Below are 16552 nucleotides of genomic sequence, written 5' to 3' on the forward strand. Positions count from 1 at the left end.
GCCTTACAGCGCCGATGGTACTGCAGGGGGGACCCTGTGGGAGAGTAGGACGCCGCCGGACAATTATTCAAAGGGTTGGACCCGGAACTTCGGTTCTGGGTCCAACCCTTTTCTGTTGTGCGTCACTTGACGTTCACGTCGCGCCCTGACGATCCGAAGCATGGGTACTGCTGCACTGCTCGAGGCCACCGGAGTCGGTGTCGGGGACGAGGTCGTCGTGCCGGCCTTCGGCAATGTGGAGGTCGCGGAGGCCGTGAGGCTCGCGGGTGCGTCGCCCGTTTTCGCTGACATAGATCCGGTGACGTACTGCCTCGACCGGGCCGCAGTGGAAGCGGCCGTAACGCCCAGGACCGCGGCCGTGGTTGTCGTGCATCGGTTCGGACGCCCCGCCGAACTCGAGCCGTTGCTGGCGCTCGGTGAGAGGCGTGGCCTGCTGGTGCTGGAGCACAGAGAAGCTGAGGAGGCGTCGTACCAGGAGGTCGCTCAGCGAAGAGTGCGGGCGGCCTATCTCGATGCGAAGTTGACGGGTGTGCGGACGCCCGAGGGGGCAGTGGGGCACACCTATCAGCAGTACGTGGTGCGGGTGCCCGGCAATGGACGGCCCGACCGGGATGCCTTCGCACGGGCCATACGTGCGAAGGGAGTTGAATGCCGGGTGCCGGTGAAGACGCCGGTGCACCGGATGCCGGAGTTCCGGCGGCGCGTGTCGTTGCCGGAGACCGAACGGGCTGCCGCGGAAACGCTGGCGCTGCCGGTCGAAGCCTCACTCACGAAACGGGACATGCGGCGCATGGTGGCCGCGTGCAATGCGCTGGGTGGGCTGCTGCAGCCGGCCTTCTGAGCCCGGTTAGGAGCACAGGTCTGTTCGGGGTATGATCTATTCCGTTGCCGCGGGGGAAACCCGGAGGGAAATCTCGACGCGGCAGCAGGCCCCTATAGCTCAGTCGGCAGAGCGTCTCCATGGTAAGGAGAAGGTCAACGGTTCGATTCCGTTTGGGGGCTCTGACGAAAAGGCCCCGCCCTTGAAAGGGCGGGGCCTTTTTCATGTCCGGACTCAGTCCTGGTGCGGCTCCGGGACGCGCATCGCCAGGATGGCCATGTCGTCGGACGGGGCGTCGGAAGCGAAACGTTCCACGGCGCGCATGATGCGGGCCGCCACCGCGCCGGCCGTCAGGCCCGTGCAGGTCGTGAGGACGTCGGCGAGGCCGTCGTCGCCCAGCATGCGGTTGCCCTCGCGGCGTTCGGTGACGCCGTCCGTGACGCAGAGGAGGACGTCGCCCGGGTCGAGGGTGACCGTCTCCTCGTAGAGCTCGAGGTCCTCCAGGACGCCGAGGAGCGGCTGGGGTTCGGCCGCCGGTTCGACCGTGCCGTCCTGACGCAGCCTCAGCGGCAGCGGGTGGCCCGCGCAGACCACCTTGAGTTCCGCGCTGCCGTCCTCCTGCGGGCGCAGCTCGCCGTAGAGGAGGGTGAGGAAGCGGCTGCGGGCGCCCTCGTCGAGGATCGCGGAGTTGAGGCGCTCCAGGACCGCCGGGCCGCTGAGTCCCTCACGGGCCAGCAGGCGCAGCGCGTGCCGGGCAAGGCCGGTGACCGCGGCGGCGTTGGGGCCGGTGCCGCAGACGTCGCCGATGGCGAAGCCGTAGGCGCCGTCGCTGATGGGGAACAGGTCGTAGAAGTCGCCGCCGACCTCGTTGCCCTCGCCGGCCGCGCGGTAGATGACCTCCACCTCGACGCCGTCGATCTGCGGCAGCTCGGGAGGCAGCAGGCTGCGCTGGAGGGACTGGCTGATGGCGGTGCGCTCGGAGTACAGGCGGGCGTTGTCCAGGGCCAGGGCCGCGCGGCGGGAGAGGTCCTCGGCGAGTTCGAGGATCTCCTGGCGGAAGTGCTCGTCGGTGGGCTTGCCGAGGGTGAGCATGCCGATGACGCGGTTGCGGGCGACCAGGGGCAGCACGACCGTTTCCCCGCCGACCGCCTGGGCGGTGGCGAGGGTGGGGCCGATGCCGGGGGTGACGTGGTTGGTGGGGCCGCCGCTCAGGCCCAGGCTGCGCATCGAGGTGCGCAGGGCGGCCTGGTGGGCGACCTCCCCGGGCGCGGACCAGACGCGGGCGCCGGGCGTGGGGACCGGGTCGGGCGGTGGGATCTTCGACAGCAGGGACTTGATGCCGTCGATGAGTTCCTCGTCCTCGTGCAGGACGTAGGAGAGATACGGTTCGGAGGCCTGGTCGGCGATGGTGTAGACGGCGCACCAGGTGGCGAGCGTCGGGACCGTCATCTGGGCCATGAGGGCGAGGGTCTGGTCCCGGTCCAGGGTGCCGGCCAGCAGGTCGGAGGCCTCGACGAGGAAGCTCAGCGAGCCGCGGCGCAGGCGTTCGAGCTCGCCGAGGCGGGCGGACTCCACGGCCAGCGCGATGCGGTCGGCGGCGAACTGCAGGCGCAGCGCCTCCTCGTTGGAGTAGCGGCCGGGTGCCTCGGCTGCGACGCCGAGGGAGCCGGTGAGGCGGCCCTCGACCTTCAGCGGGACGGTGACCACCGAGCGCATGCCGGTGCCGTTGAGCAGCGGTACGGCGCCGGGAACGGCGGTGAGGTCGTCGTGGACGGCCGGCATGCGGGCGGAGCCGTAGCGGCCGGGGCCCGCCTCGACGGGGACGCGGGCGAAGCGCTGGCGGGCGGAGGGCAGGCCGGTGGAGGCGCGGACTTCCAACTCGGTCTCGTCGTCGGTGGCCAGCAGCAGGAAGGCGGCGTCGCCGTCGAGCATGTCGCGGGCGCGCTCCACCGTGCGCTGCAGGAGACCGTCGAGGTCGTCCGGGGCGGGAGAGCCGATGAACACCTCGAAGGGGTCGGCGTTCTGGCCGTCGGAGGAGCCGGAGGTGTCGGTGGTGGTCCCGCGCAAAGGTGTCTGCAGTACGGCGCGTTCGTGGTCGCGCACCAGGAGGCAGACGGTGGAGGGCTCGCCGGCGGTGTCGCGGACGCGCAAGTGGGAGGCGTAGACGGGGATGACGCGGCCGTCGGCGTTGCGGATGCCGTAGCTGCCCTCCCAGCGGGAGAGCTGGAGGGCCTCGGCGATTCCGGTGCCGGTGCCCGGGGTGTGCGGCCAGGCCGCGAGGTCGGTGAGCGGCTTGCCGGTGACCTGGTCGGCCTTGTAGCCGAAGAGCTCCTCGGCGTCCTCGTTCCAGGAGGTGATGGTGCCGGCCCGGTCGATCTGCACGACGGCGACCCGGATCCGGCCGTCGGCGAGGGGGAGGAGGTCGGCGGGGAGCGAGGGTCCGGCGGCGCGGGTGCCGACGGGGCGCTCGGGCAGGTCGAGCTGGAACCAGACGGTCTTGTGCGTCGGCGTGTACTCCACGCCCCAGCGGCCGGCCAGCGCGGCGCAGAGCTGCAGCCCGCGGCCGCCTTCGCGGTCGGGGCTGCCCATGCTGACCGCCGAACCCTGCACCGGAATCTCGCGTTCCGGATACCGGTCGGCCACCTCGATCCGGACGCCGTCCTCGCTGCGCAGACAGAGCAGGTCGGCAGAGGTGCCGGCGTGCACGACCGCGTTGGTCACCAACTCGCTGGTGAGAACGACCGCATCGTCCACAATGTCGGAAAAGCCCCACCCCTGGAGGGTGTCGCGGACGAAGGAGCGGGCGCTCGCGACCGATCGTCCGACGGGCTCGAAACTGGCGGCCGCGCGCGCGGTGATCACAGAACTCCTCGACCGGTTCTCGACGGACATGGCTCCGTGGCCGACCGGCGCATGCCGCTGGTGCGGCGGGTCGCCCGTCGGCCGGGGGTCCGGGGGCTGGTCCCCAGGGATCAGTCCGGTGGTCATGTGTGCGGCCGCCCCTCCGTGCCCGCTCGTCTCCCGTGCCACCGCCCAGGCCGGACGGACCGGCGTGGCTGGACAGCCGGATGCAAGGTTACTTACCTTCGCCGTCCGAGCGGATGCCGGTCTGCAGTGTTTCCGTCCGGAGGGTGTGCGGACGATGTGCGAAGCTGCCGAACTGTTATGGCCTGGTTCGGCGAGGGTGAAACACTGGGCAGGCTTGTTGTGAGGGTTCGGGCAGGCCGGGTGTCATATCCGTCGAGTGGGCAGCAGCCCACGGGTGGCCGCGAAGGTACGGCCGCCGGGACTCGCAGTAGTACAGGTATACGCAGTAGTAACAGGTACGCCTCCGGTGGTACCCGAGCACGGCAGTAACGGTCGACCCCTGCGGGAGGGACACAGTGGAGTCTGGCGCAGCGACGCGGGGCACGAAGACGCGCGCGAAAGGCGGACAGTCCCTGAGCAAGGCGAGCAAGGGGCGAGGCGGCACCACGACGGTGGACACCGCCGCCCTGAACCGGCTGCTGGCGGCCCTGGAGGCGATGCGGGACGGCAACTTCCGCAAGCGGCTGACGGTGTCCGGCGACGGCGTGATGTCGCAGATCGCGGCGGTGTTCAACGAGGTCGCCGACCGCAATCTGCATCTGACGGGCGAGCTGTCGCGGGTGCGGCGGATGGTGGGCCGCGAGGGCAAGCTCACCGAGCGGCTGGAGACCGGGGCCTGCGAGGGCTCCTGGGCGACCGCGATCGACAACTCCAACGCGCTGGTCGACGACCTGGTGTGGCCGGTGTCCGAGGTCAGCCGGGTGCTGTCGGCGGTGGCCGAGGGTGATCTGTCGCCGCGGATGGAGCTGCGGACGCAGGGCCCGGACGGGAGCGGGCATCCGCTGCGGGGCGAGTTCCTGAAGGTCGGGCGGACCGTCAACAACCTGGTCGACCAGCTGTCGACGTTCACCGACGAGGTCACGCGGGTGGCCAGCGAGGTCGGCACCGAGGGCAAGCTGGGCGGCCAGGCACGCGTGCGCGGAATGTCCGGTTCCTGGAAGGACCTCACGGACTCCGTCAACACCATGGCGGAGCGGCTCACCGCCCAGGTGCGGGACATCGCGCTGGTGACCACGGCGGTCGCCAGCGGCGATCTGTCACGCAAGGTGACCGTGCACGTCGAAGGCGAGATGCTGGAGCTGAAGAACACCGTCAACACGATGGTGGACCAGCTCTCCGCGTTCTCCTCCGAGGTCACCCGGGTCGCCCGGGAGGTCGGCACGGACGGCATCCTGGGCGGCCAGGCCCAGGTGCCGGGTGTGGCGGGTGTGTGGAAGGAACTCACCGACTCGGTGAACACCATGGCCGGGAACCTCACGGCCCAGGTGCGCGGGATCGCCGAGGTGACCACGGCGGTCGCCAACGGAGATCTGTCGCGGAAGGTGACGGTTCCGGCGCGCGGCGAGGTCGCTCAGCTCGCCGAGACGATCAACCAGATGACCGAGACGCTGCGGATCTTCGCGGACGAGGTCACCCGGGTGGCGAACGAGGTCGGCGCCGAGGGCCGGCTGGGCGGTCAGGCGAACGTGCCGGGCGCGGCGGGCACGTGGAAGGACCTGACGGACTCCGTCAACACGGTGTTCCGCAATCTCACCACGCAGGTGAGGGACATCGCCGCGGTGACGACGGCGGTCGCCAACGGTGACCTGTCGCAGAAGGTCACCGTGGATGTGGCCGGCGAGATGCTGGAGCTGAAGAACACCGTCAACACGATGGTGGACCAGCTGTCCGCCTTCGGTGCCGAGGTCACCCGGGTGGCGCGGGAGATCGGTGTCGAGGGCGAGCTGGGCGGCCAGGCGCAGGTGCCGGGCGCGGCCGGTACGTGGAAGGACCTGACGGACTCCGTCAACACGGCGTTCCGGAACCTCACCGGACAGGTGAGGAACATCGCCCAGGTGACGACGGCGGTCGCCAACGGTGACCTGTCGCAGAAGGTCACCGTGGACGTCTCCGGTGAGATGCTCCAGCTGAAGAACACCGTGAACCGGATGGTGGACCAGCTGTCGAGCTTCGCCGACCAGGTCACGCGCATGGCCCGGGACGTGGGCACCGAGGGCCGGCTGGGCGGCCAGGCACGCGTGGACGGCGTGTCCGGCACCTGGAAGGAACTCACCGACTCCGTCAACTCGATGGCGGGCAACCTCACCTCCCAGGTGCGCAACATCGCTCAGGTCACCACGGCCGTCGCCCGCGGCGACCTGTCGCAGAAGATCGACGTCGACGCGCGCGGCGAGATCCTCGAGCTGAAGAACACCATCAACACGATGGTCGATCAGCTGTCGTCGTTCGCCGAGCAGGTGACGCGGGTGGCCCGCGAGGTGGGCACCGAGGGCCGGCTGGGCGGTCAGGCGCAGGTGCCGGGTGTCGCCGGTGTGTGGCGCGATCTGACCGACTCGGTGAACGGCATGGCCGGCAACCTCACCGCGCAGGTCCGCAACATCGCCCAGGTGGCGACCGCGGTGGCGCGCGGCGACCTGTCGCAGAAGATCACCGTGGATGCGCGCGGCGAGATCCTGGAGCTGAAGAACACGCTGAACACGATGGTGGATCAGCTGTCGTCGTTCGCCCAGGAGGTCACCAGGGTGGCCCGCGAGGTCGGCACCGAGGGCATCCTCGGCGGCCAGGCCGAGGTGCAGGGCGTCTCCGGCACCTGGAAGGACCTCACCCAGTCCGTCAACGGCATGGCGAACAACCTGACCATGCAGGTCCGCAACATCGCCGAGGTGACCACGGCCGTCGCCAAGGGCGACCTGTCGAAGAAGATCACGGTCGATGCCAAGGGCGAGATCCTCGAGCTGGTCACCACCGTCAACACGATGGTCGACCAGCTGTCGTCGTTCGCCGAGCAGGTGACACGTGTGGCCCGTGAGGTGGGCACCGAGGGCATCCTCGGCGGCCAGGCGCACGTGCCCGGCGTGACGGGCATCTGGAAGGACCTCAGCGACAACGTCAATCTGATGGCGAAGAACCTGACCACTCAGGTGCGCAACATCGCCCAGGTCTCCGCGGCCGTCGCCAACGGCGACCTGACCCGTCAGGTCAACATCGAGGCGCGCGGCGAGGTCGCGCAGCTCGCCGACACCATCAACACCATGGTCAAGACGCTGAGCGCGTTCGCCGAGCAGGTCACCAAGGTGGCCCGCGAGGTGGGCACGGACGGCATCCTCGGCGGCCAGGCGCATGTGCCGGGCGTGGCGGGCACCTGGAAGGACCTCACCGAGTCGGTGAACCAGATGGCGTCCAACCTGACCGGTCAGGTGCGCAACATCGCCATGGTGACCACGGCCATCGCCAAGGGCGATCTGACCAAGAAGATCGACATCGACGCGCGCGGCGAGATCCTCGAGCTGAAGACCACCATCAACACGATGGTCGATCAGCTGTCGTCGTTCGCCGAGGAGGTCACCCGGGTGGCCCGCGAGGTGGGCACCGAGGGGCAGCTCGGCGGCCAGGCGCGGGTGCGCGACGTGGACGGCACCTGGCGGGACCTGACCGAGTCGGTGAACGAGATGGCCGGGAACCTGACCCGGCAGGTGCGGGCCATCGCCCGGGTGGCGACCGCGGTGACCCGCGGCGATCTGAACCTGAAGATCGACGTGGATGCGTCCGGGGAGATCCAGGAGCTCCAGGACTACATCAACAAGATGATCGCCAACCTGCGCGACACCACCATCGCCAACAAGGAGCAGGACTGGCTCAAGGGCAACCTGGCGCGGATCTCGGCCCTGATGCAGGGCCGCCGGGACCTGGAGGACGTGGCCTCGCTGATCATGAGCGAGCTGACGCCGGTGGTGTCCGCGCAGCACGGCGCGTTCTATCTGGCGATGCCCCTGGTCGACGGGGAGGACCTGAGCGCCGCCGACGACGACCAGTTCGAACTGCGGATGCTCGGCTCGTACGGCTACTCCATGGGCTCGATGCCGACCTCCTTCCGGCCGGGTGAGGGGCTCATCGGGACGGCCGCGGCGGAGAAGCGCACGATCCTGGTGGAGAAGGCGCCCGCCGGCTATCTGAAGATCTCCTCCGGGCTCGGGGAGGCCCCGCCCGCGCAGGTGATCGTGCTGCCGGTGCTGTTCGAGGGGAAGGTGCTCGGCGTCATCGAGCTGGCCTCGTTCACGCCGTTCACGCACATCCAGAAGGACTTCCTCAACCAGATCGCCGAGATGATCGCGACCAGCGTCAACACCATCTCGGTCAACACCAAGACCGAGCGGCTGCTGAAGCAGTCCCAGGAGCTGACCGAGCAACTGCGGGAGCGCTCGGCGGAGTTGGAGCAGCGGCAGAAGGCGCTGCAGGCGTCCAACGCCGAACTGGAGGAGAAGGCCGAGCTGCTGGCGCGTCAGAACCGCGACATCGAGGTGAAGAACACCGAGATCGAGGAGGCGCGGCAGGTCCTGGAGGAGCGCGCCGAGCAGCTCGCGGTGTCCATGCGCTACAAGAGCGAGTTCCTCGCCAACATGTCGCACGAGCTGCGCACGCCGCTGAACTCGCTGCTGATTCTGGCCAAGTTGCTCGCCGACAACGCCGAGGGGAACCTGACCCCGAAGCAGGTCGAGTTCGCCGAGACCATCCACGGCGCCGGCTCCGACCTGCTTCAGCTGATCAACGACATCCTCGACCTGTCCAAGGTCGAGGCGGGCAAGATGGACGTCTCCCCGACGCGCATCGCGCTGGTCCAGCTGGTCGACTACGTGGAGGCCACCTTCCGGCCGCTGACCGCGGAGAAGGGCCTGGATCTGTCGGTGCGGGTCTCCCCGGAGCTGCCCGCCACGCTGCACACCGACGAGCAGCGGCTGCTGCAGGTGCTGCGCAATCTGCTGTCCAACGCGGTGAAGTTCACCGACTCCGGTTCGGTGGAGCTGGTCATCCGGCCCGCCCGGGACGACGTGCCGCAGCACATCCGCGAGCAGCTGCTGGAGGCCGGTTCGCTCACCGACCCGGACGCCGAGCTGATCGCGTTCTCGGTGACCGACACGGGCATCGGCATCGCGGCCAGCAAGATGCGGGTGATCTTCGAGGCGTTCAAGCAGGCCGACGGAACCACCAGCCGCAAGTACGGCGGCACGGGCCTGGGGCTGTCCATCTCGCGGGAGATCGCGCAGCTGCTGGGCGGTGAGATCCACGCGCAGAGCGAACCCGGCCGGGGGTCCACGTTCACGCTGTACCTGCCGCTGCACCCGAGCGAGCTGCCGCCGCACGGCTACCAGCAGCCCATGCCGTCGCTTGAGGCCGGGGAGCTGGTGGCGTCGGGAGAGCACTCCGCCGAGCTGTCCGAGGCGGAGATCGAGACGCCGGCCGAGGTGAAGTCCTACCGCGAGACCCAGAACGGCCCGGCGGCGCTGTTCCGGCGCCGGCGCAGGGCCGCCGCCGCGGCCCCGCAGCGGCCGGAGCTGGAGCAGCCGGGCGCCGCGCAGTCCGAGCAGTGGCGGGACGGGGACGAGGAGTCGTCGCCGAGGTCGCAGCACGGCGTCCGCTTCGGCGGGCAGAAGGTGCTCATCGTCGACGACGACATCCGCAATGTCTTCGCGCTGACCAGCGTCCTGGAGCAGCACGGCCTGTCCGTGCTGTACGCGGAGAACGGCCGTGAGGGCATCGAGGTCCTGGAGCAGCACGACGACGTGGCCGTGGTGCTGATGGACATCATGATGCCGGAGATGGACGGATATGCGACGACCACGGCGATCCGGCGGATGCCCCAGTTCGCGGGCCTGCCGATCATCGCTCTCACCGCGAAGGCGATGAAGGGCGACCGGGAGAAGGCCATCGAGTCGGGCGCCTCCGACTATGTGACCAAGCCGGTCGACCCGGATCACCTGCTGGCCGTGATGCAGCAGTGGATGCGCGACGAGTGAGGCAACCGGCGAGGTGAGCGCCGACGCGACTGGCGAGGTGAGCGCCGACGCGACCGGCGAGGTGATCGGCGAGGTGATCGGCGAGGTGAGCGGCGAGGCGACCCGCAGTGATCGCCCAGGTGGTCGCAGTGGTCGATCACGGAGGCTGCGTGAACATGACGGGAAGCTTCGGTCGAGCCCGTCGAATTGCCGGTGCGGCGCTGGTGAAGTCGTGTAGAAGTACGGGATTCGGGGAACCTTCTGGTCTCCCGCCGCGTTTCCGCTATGTGCACAGTGACATCGCGGTGACAGGGTGTGGCGACGGGCGGGGTGCAGCTACGATGACCGGCACAAGGACGGGCGGCGCAAGGGAGTCGTCCCCCGGGTGGGCACCCGCCGGTGCTCCCCCGGGTACCGCGGACAGGGGAGGCCCCAAGCCGGGGCGAGGAGGGCGGGCCATGGTGCAGAAGGCCAAGATCCTCCTGGTCGATGACCGGCCGGAGAATCTGCTGGCGCTGGAGGCGATCCTCTCTGCGCTCGATCAGACACTGGTGCGGGCATCGTCCGGGGAAGAAGCGCTCAAGGCACTGCTCACGGACGATTTCGCCGTGATCCTGCTGGACGTCCAGATGCCGGGCATGGACGGATTCGAGACCGCCGCGCACATCAAGCGGCGCGAGCGGACCCGGGACATCCCGATCATCTTCCTGACCGCGATCAATCACGGCCCGCATCACACCTTCCGGGGCTATGCCGCGGGCGCGGTCGACTACATCTCCAAGCCGTTCGACCCCTGGGTGCTGCGCGCCAAGGTGTCCGTCTTCGTCGAGCTGTACATGAAGAACTGCCAGCTGCGCGAGCAGGCGGCGCTGCTGCGGCTGCAGTTGGAGGGCGGCGAGAAGAACGCCGGCGAGCCCAAGGAGTCCGCTGGGCTGCTCGCCGAGCTGTCGGCGCGGCTCGCGGCCGTGGAGGAGCAGGCCGAGGCGCTGACCAAACAGCTCAACGACGAGTCCACCGACGCGGCCGCGGTGGCCACGGCGGCTCATCTCGAGCGCAAACTCACGGGGTTGCGGCGGGCGCTGGACGCGCTCGAGCCCGGCGCGGGCAACGCCTCCTCGGTCCCCTCGCAGAACTGACGCCCGGCGCAAGGGTGTTGCCGGGTCTCCCGAGGTACGCCGACGGGAGGCCGCCTTCATGCGGCGTCAACTTCACTCCCACGCAAGAAGCGACACGAACGGGTGAAGCATCGGGCACACGTGTCCCCCGGCGTCTCCACCGGTAACCTCACACCTATGGCCTCACGTCCCTCCGCAGCCAAGAAGTCGCCCGCGAAGAAGGCGGCCGCTTCGGCGAAGGCTCCGGCGAAGAAGGCCGCCGCCAAGAAAGCCCCCGCGAAGAAGGCCCCCGCCAAGAAGGGCGCCGCCAAGCGGGCCCCGGCGAAGAAGCCCGCGCCCAAGCCGGCGCCGAACCCGACCGGGGGCGTCTACCGCCTGGTGCGCGCCCTTTGGCTGGGGCTGGCGCACGCCGTCGGCGCGATCTTCCGCGGGATAGGGCAGGGCGCCAGGAACCTCGACTCCGCGCACCGCAAGGACGGACTCGCGCTGCTGCTGCTCGCCATCGCCCTGATCGTCGCCGCCGGCACCTGGGCCGATCTCCAGGGACCGGTCGGCGACCTGGTGGAGATCCTGGTCACCGGCGCCTTCGGCCGGCTGGACCTGCTGGTGCCGGTGCTGGTCGGCGCCATCGCCGTGCGCCTGATCCGGCATCCGGAGAAGCCCGAGGCCAACGGACGGATCGTCATCGGCCTGTCCGCGCTCGTCATCGGCGTGCTCGGTCAGGTCCACATCGCCTGCGGCTCGCCCGCCCGCAGCGCGGGCATGCACGCCATAAGGGACGCCGGCGGTCTCATCGGCTGGGCCGCGGCCACCCCGCTGTCGTACACCATGACCGACATGCTGGCGGTGCCCCTGCTGGTGCTGCTCACCATCTTCGGCCTGCTGGTGGTCACGGCCACCCCCGTCAATGCCGTCCCGCAGCGGCTGCGGCAGCTCGGCGTGCGGCTCGGGCTCATCCACGACGGCGGCGAGGCCGAGGAGTTCGAGGAGTTCAGCGAGGACGACGAGCGCTACGAGGAGCAGTGGCGCGAGGCGCTGCCCGCCGGCCGTCGCCGGCGCGGCCGTTCCGCCCCCCAGGACTACGACCCCGACGCGGCGGCGGAGGAGGCGCTCTCCCGCCGCCGCGGCCGGCCCCGCAGGTCCGCCGTGCCGCAGCCCGACGCGGGCCGGTCCATGGACGCGGTCGACGTGGCCGCCGCCGCGGCCGCCGCCCTCGACGGGGCCGTGCTGCACGGAATGCCGCCCTCCCCGGTGGTCGCCGACCTCACCCAGGGCGTGCGGGTGGGCGACCAGGAGCCCACCACGCCCACCCCCGTCCCGGCCGCCCGCCCCCAGCAGCACCAGCCCGCCGCGAGCAGGAAGCCGCGGCAGGAGCCCGAGAGCTCCGTCCCCGACCTGACCAAGACCCCGCCCGAGAAGCCGCGCGAGCTGCCCCCGCGGGCCGAGCAGCTCCAGCTGTCCGGGGACATCACCTACGCGCTGCCGCCCCTGGACCTGCTCACCCGCGGCGGCCCAGGCAAGGCGCGCAGCGCGGCCAACGACGCCATCGTGGAGTCGCTCACCACCGTCTTCACCGAGTTCAAGGTGGACGCCCGGGTCACCGGCTTCACCCGCGGCCCGACGGTCACCCGCTACGAGGTGGAGCTCGGCCCGGCCGTGAAGGTGGAGCGCATCACCGCGCTCACCAAGAACATCGCCTACGCCGTCGCCAGCCCCGATGTGCGGATCATCAGCCCGATCCCCGGCAAGTCCGCGGTCGGCATCGAGATCCCCAACACCGACCGGGAGATGGTCAACCTCGGCGATGTGCTGCGGCTCGCGGAGTCCGCCGAGGACGACGACCCGATGCTGGTCGCCTTCGGCAAGGACGTCGAGGGCGGCTACGTCATGCACTCGCTGGCGAAGATGCCGCACATGCTGGTCGCAGGCGCCACCGGCTCCGGCAAGTCGTCCTGCATCAACTGCCTGATCACCTCGATCATGATGCGGGCGACCCCGGAGGACGTCCGGATGATCCTGGTCGACCCCAAGCGTGTGGAGCTCACCGCGTACGAGGGCATCCCGCACCTGATCACGCCGATCATCACCAACCCCAAGCGGGCCGCCGAGGCGCTGCAGTGGGTGGTGCGCGAGATGGACCTGCGCTACGACGACCTCGCCGCCTACGGCTACCGGCACATCGACGACTTCAACCGCGCCGTGCGCGAGGGCAAGGTCGAACCGCCCGAGGGCAGCGAGCGCGAACTCCAGCCGTACCCCTATCTGCTGGTCATCGTCGACGAGTTGGCCGACCTGATGATGGTCGCACCGCGGGACGTCGAGGACGCCATCGTGCGCATCACCCAGCTCGCGCGCGCGGCCGGCATCCACCTGGTGCTGGCCACCCAGCGCCCCTCGGTGGACGTCGTCACCGGTCTGATCAAGGCGAACGTACCGTCCCGGCTGGCCTTCGCCACCTCCTCGCTCGCCGACTCCCGGGTCATCCTCGACCAGCCCGGCGCCGAGAAGCTGATCGGCAAGGGCGACGGGCTGTTCCTGCCGATGGGCGCCAGCAAACCCATCCGCATGCAGGGCGCGTTCGTCACCGAGGAGGAGGTCGCGGCCGTCGTCCGGCACTGCAAGGAGCAGATGGCCCCGGTCTTCCGGGACGACGTGGTCGTCGGCACCAAGCAGAAGAAGGAGATCGACGAGGACATCGGCGACGACCTCGACCTGCTGTGCCAGGCCGCCGAACTGGTCGTCTCCACCCAGTTCGGCTCGACCTCGATGCTCCAGCGCAAGCTGCGCGTCGGCTTCGCCAAGGCCGGCCGGCTGATGGACCTGATGGAGTCGCGGAACATCGTCGGACCGAGCGAGGGTTCGAAGGCTCGTGACGTTCTCGTGAAACCTGATGAGCTGGATGGCGTGCTCGCCATGCTCCGCGGGGAGTCTGAAGGGTAGACACAGAAGTCACGGCCGTCCCGCCCGGACGTCCAGGTGGACGATCGTGACTCACCCGTAAGGGATCATTGAGCAACCGTTTCCCTGCGACGCACGTCAACTTGAGGGAAGGGACAAGCAGCAGGACCACCACCGGGATGTCGGGCCATTCCGATGGCGTACAAGTTCCGACCGCCCGGTTGCCCCACCCTTTTGTACTACCCCTAGACTGAACCTCCAGCACAGGTGGCTACACGCTCGAAAGGCGCGCCCGTGTCCATCGGCAACTCTCCTGAAGACGAGCGTCCGTTCGACGACGCGTCCGAGGAAGCCCGCCCCTCCGTCGGCCGTGCACTGCAGCAGGCACGCATCGCCGCCGGGCTCACCGTGGACGACGTCAGTACCGCCACCCGGGTCCGCATCTCCATCATTCACGCCATCGAGGCCGACGACTTCGCCCCCTGCGGCGGCGACGTCTACGCCCGAGGGCACATCCGGACCCTGGCCAAGGCCGTCCACATCGACCCCGCCCCGCTGCTCGCCCGGTACGACGCCGAGCACGGCGGCCGTCCCTCACCCACCCCGGCCGCACCCCTGTTCGAGGCGGAGCGCATCCGTCCGGAACGCCGCGGCCCGAACTGGACCGCGGCCATGGTGGCCGCGATCGTCGCCGTCATCGGCTTCGTCGGCTTCACCGTGATCAAGGGCGGCGACGACACCGGCGGCAACAGCAACCTCGCCGGCGACGCCGCCACCGGGGCGTCCGCCACGCCCACCCCCAAGTCCAAGAAGCCCGCCGACCCCAAGCCCGAGCCGTCCGACAGCGCCATCGCCGCCGCCCCCCAGGACAAGGTGACCGTCAAGGTCAGCGCGGTCGACGGGCGCAGCTGGATCTCCGCCAAGGACCACAACGGCCGGCAGCTCTTCGACGGGCTGCTCAAGCAGGGCCAGTCCAAGACCTTCCAGGACAGCTCCAAGATCAACTTGATCCTCGGTGACGCCGGCGCGATCGACCTGTTCGTCAACGGCAAGAAGATCGAGGACGACTGGCAGCCCGGCGCCGTGGAGCGCCTGACCTACACCAAGGGCGATCCGCAGGCCGGCTGAACCGGCGCCGGACAACCGGAGCGACGGGCGCTTTCACGACGGGGTTGGCCGAGTGCGGTCAACCCCGTCGACGTGGGGTGTCAGCGGGACGAAGTACTCTTGAGCCCATGCCTGAACGCCGTACCGTCGCACTCGTCACCCTTGGCTGCGCCCGTAACGAGGTGGACTCGGAGGAGCTCGCAGGCCGTTTGGAGGCGGACGGCTGGCAGCTCGTGGAGGACGCCGCCGAAGCGGACGTCGCCGTCGTCAACACCTGCGGATTCGTCGAGGCCGCCAAGAAGGACTCCGTCGACGCCCTCCTGGAGGCCAACGACCTCAAGGAGCACGGCAGAACGCAGGCCGTGGTGGCGGTGGGCTGCATGGCCGAGCGGTACGGCAAGGAGCTCGCCGAGGCCCTCCCCGAGGCCGACGGCGTGCTCGGCTTCGACGACTACACGCAGATCTCCGAGCGTCTGCAGACCATCCTCAGCGGCGGCATCCACGCCGCGCACACCCCGCGCGACCGGCGCAAGCTGCTGCCGATCAGCCCGGTGGAGCGACAGGAATCGGCCGCCTCCGTGGTGCTGCCCGGGCACGGGCCCGCCGTGCCGGAGCAGGGCCCCGGCGACCTGCCGGACGGCCTCGCACCCGCCTCCGGCCCCCGCGCGCCCCTGCGCCGCCGCCTGGACGGCTCCCCGGTCGCCTCGGTCAAGCTCGCCTCCGGCTGCGACCGGCGCTGCTCCTTCTGCGCCATCCCCTCCTTCCGCGGCTCCTTCATCTCCCGCCGCCCCGGCGACGTGCTGAACGAGACGCGCTGGCTCGCCGAGCAGGGCGTGAAGGAGATCATGCTCGTCTCCGAGAACAACACCTCCTACGGCAAGGACCTCGGCGACATCCGCCTGCTGGAGTCCCTGCTGCCCGAGCTGGCCGGGGTCGACGGCATCGAGCGGGTGCGGGTCAGCTACCTCCAGCCGGCCGAGATGCGGCCCGGCCTGATCGACGTGCTGACCTCCACCGAGAAGGTCGCCCCCTACTTCGACCTGTCCTTCCAGCACTCGGCGCCCGGAGTACTGCGCGCCATGCGCCGCTTCGGCGACACCGACCGGTTCCTGGAGCTGCTCGAGACCATCCGCGGCAAGGCGCCCGAGGCCGGCGTCCGCTCCAACTTCATCGTCGGCTTCCCCGGCGAGTCCGAGGCCGACCTCGCCGAGCTGGAACGCTTCCTGAACCACGCCCGGCTCGACGCCATCGGCGTCTTCGGCTACTCCGACGAGGAGGGCACCGAGGCGGCGACCTACGAGAACAAGCTCTCCGAGGACGTGGTCGCCGAGCGGCTGGCGCACATCTCGCGCCTCGCCGAGGAGCTGGTCTCCCAGCGCGCCGAGGAACGGGTGGGCGAGACCCTGCGGGTGCTGGTGGAGTCCGTGGACGAGGAGGACGGTGTGTACGGCCGCGCCGCCCACCAGGCCCCAGAGACCGACGGCCAGGTGCTGCTGACGAACGGCGAGGGACTGGACGTCGGCCGTATGGTCGAGGCGAAGGTGGTGGGCACCGAGGGCGTCGACCTGGTCGCCGAACCGCTGTTCCAGGGTGCGCTCACGCGCGGTGAGGAGGCAGGCAGATGACGGGAATCCCGGCATCCGCGGCAGGAGGCCCCGTCGGCGCGCGCCGGGCGGCCGCGAGCGCGGCACCGGGCGGACCCGCAGCGGGCGCGGGCCGCGGCTCCGGAGCCGGACAGCCCGGCGCGGGTGCCC

General features: G+C 70.1%; 7 protein-coding genes and 1 tRNA gene. 7 read left to right on the top strand and 1 reads right to left on the bottom strand.

Features of this window, described 5'->3' with window-relative positions; translation table 11 throughout:
• Positions 1-175 precede the first annotated feature (175 nt).
• Both ABD207_RS26165 and ABD207_RS26170 read left to right on the top strand, forming a co-directional pair.
• Entirely contained in the window at positions 176-841 is a 666-nt protein-coding gene (locus tag ABD207_RS26165) for a DegT/DnrJ/EryC1/StrS family aminotransferase (protein WP_344015631.1), read from the top strand.
• Between the two features lie 88 nt (positions 842-929).
• A tRNA-Thr gene (locus ABD207_RS26170) sits at positions 930-1002 on the top strand.
• A gap of 52 nt (positions 1003-1054) precedes the next feature.
• On the opposite strand, the gene ABD207_RS26175 is transcribed toward ABD207_RS26170, so the two are convergent.
• Positions 1055-3808: a SpoIIE family protein phosphatase gene (locus ABD207_RS26175; RefSeq protein ID WP_344015625.1), complete on the bottom strand. Its 2754-nt coding sequence runs from the start codon at positions 3806-3808 to the stop codon at positions 1055-1057.
• Positions 3809-4203: 395 nt separating this feature from the next.
• Between ABD207_RS26175 and ABD207_RS26180 the strand changes: the two genes are divergently transcribed.
• The 5 genes from ABD207_RS26180 (at position 4204) to rimO (ending at position 16423) form a co-directional block, all read left to right on the top strand.
• Positions 4204-9699, top strand: coding sequence for a HAMP domain-containing protein (locus tag ABD207_RS26180; protein WP_344015626.1), 5496 nt, complete (start codon positions 4204-4206; stop codon positions 9697-9699).
• A 437-nt stretch (positions 9700-10136) separates the two neighbouring features.
• A complete protein-coding gene (locus ABD207_RS26185) occupies positions 10137-10814 on the top strand; it encodes a response regulator (RefSeq protein WP_344015627.1) in 678 nt (225 codons plus the stop codon).
• 156 nt (positions 10815-10970) lie between these two features.
• On the top strand, positions 10971-13733 hold the full coding sequence (locus ABD207_RS26190; protein ID WP_344015628.1) for a DNA translocase FtsK: 2763 nt from the start codon (positions 10971-10973) through the stop codon (positions 13731-13733).
• Positions 13734-13985: 252 nt separating this feature from the next.
• Positions 13986-14819 (top strand): helix-turn-helix domain-containing protein, encoded by an 834-nt coding sequence (locus tag ABD207_RS26195; RefSeq protein WP_344015629.1) that lies wholly within the window; start codon positions 13986-13988, stop codon positions 14817-14819.
• Positions 14820-14926: 107 nt separating this feature from the next.
• Positions 14927-16423 carry a 30S ribosomal protein S12 methylthiotransferase RimO gene (gene rimO / locus ABD207_RS26200; RefSeq protein WP_344015630.1) on the top strand — a complete coding sequence of 499 codons (1497 nt, stop codon included), beginning with the start codon at positions 14927-14929 and terminating at the stop codon, positions 16421-16423.
• The last annotated feature ends 129 nt before the right edge of the window (positions 16424-16552 follow it).

Source organism: Streptomyces thermospinosisporus, from assembly GCF_039526425.1.
GTDB lineage: Bacteria > Actinomycetota > Actinomycetes > Streptomycetales > Streptomycetaceae > Streptomyces > Streptomyces thermocarboxydovorans.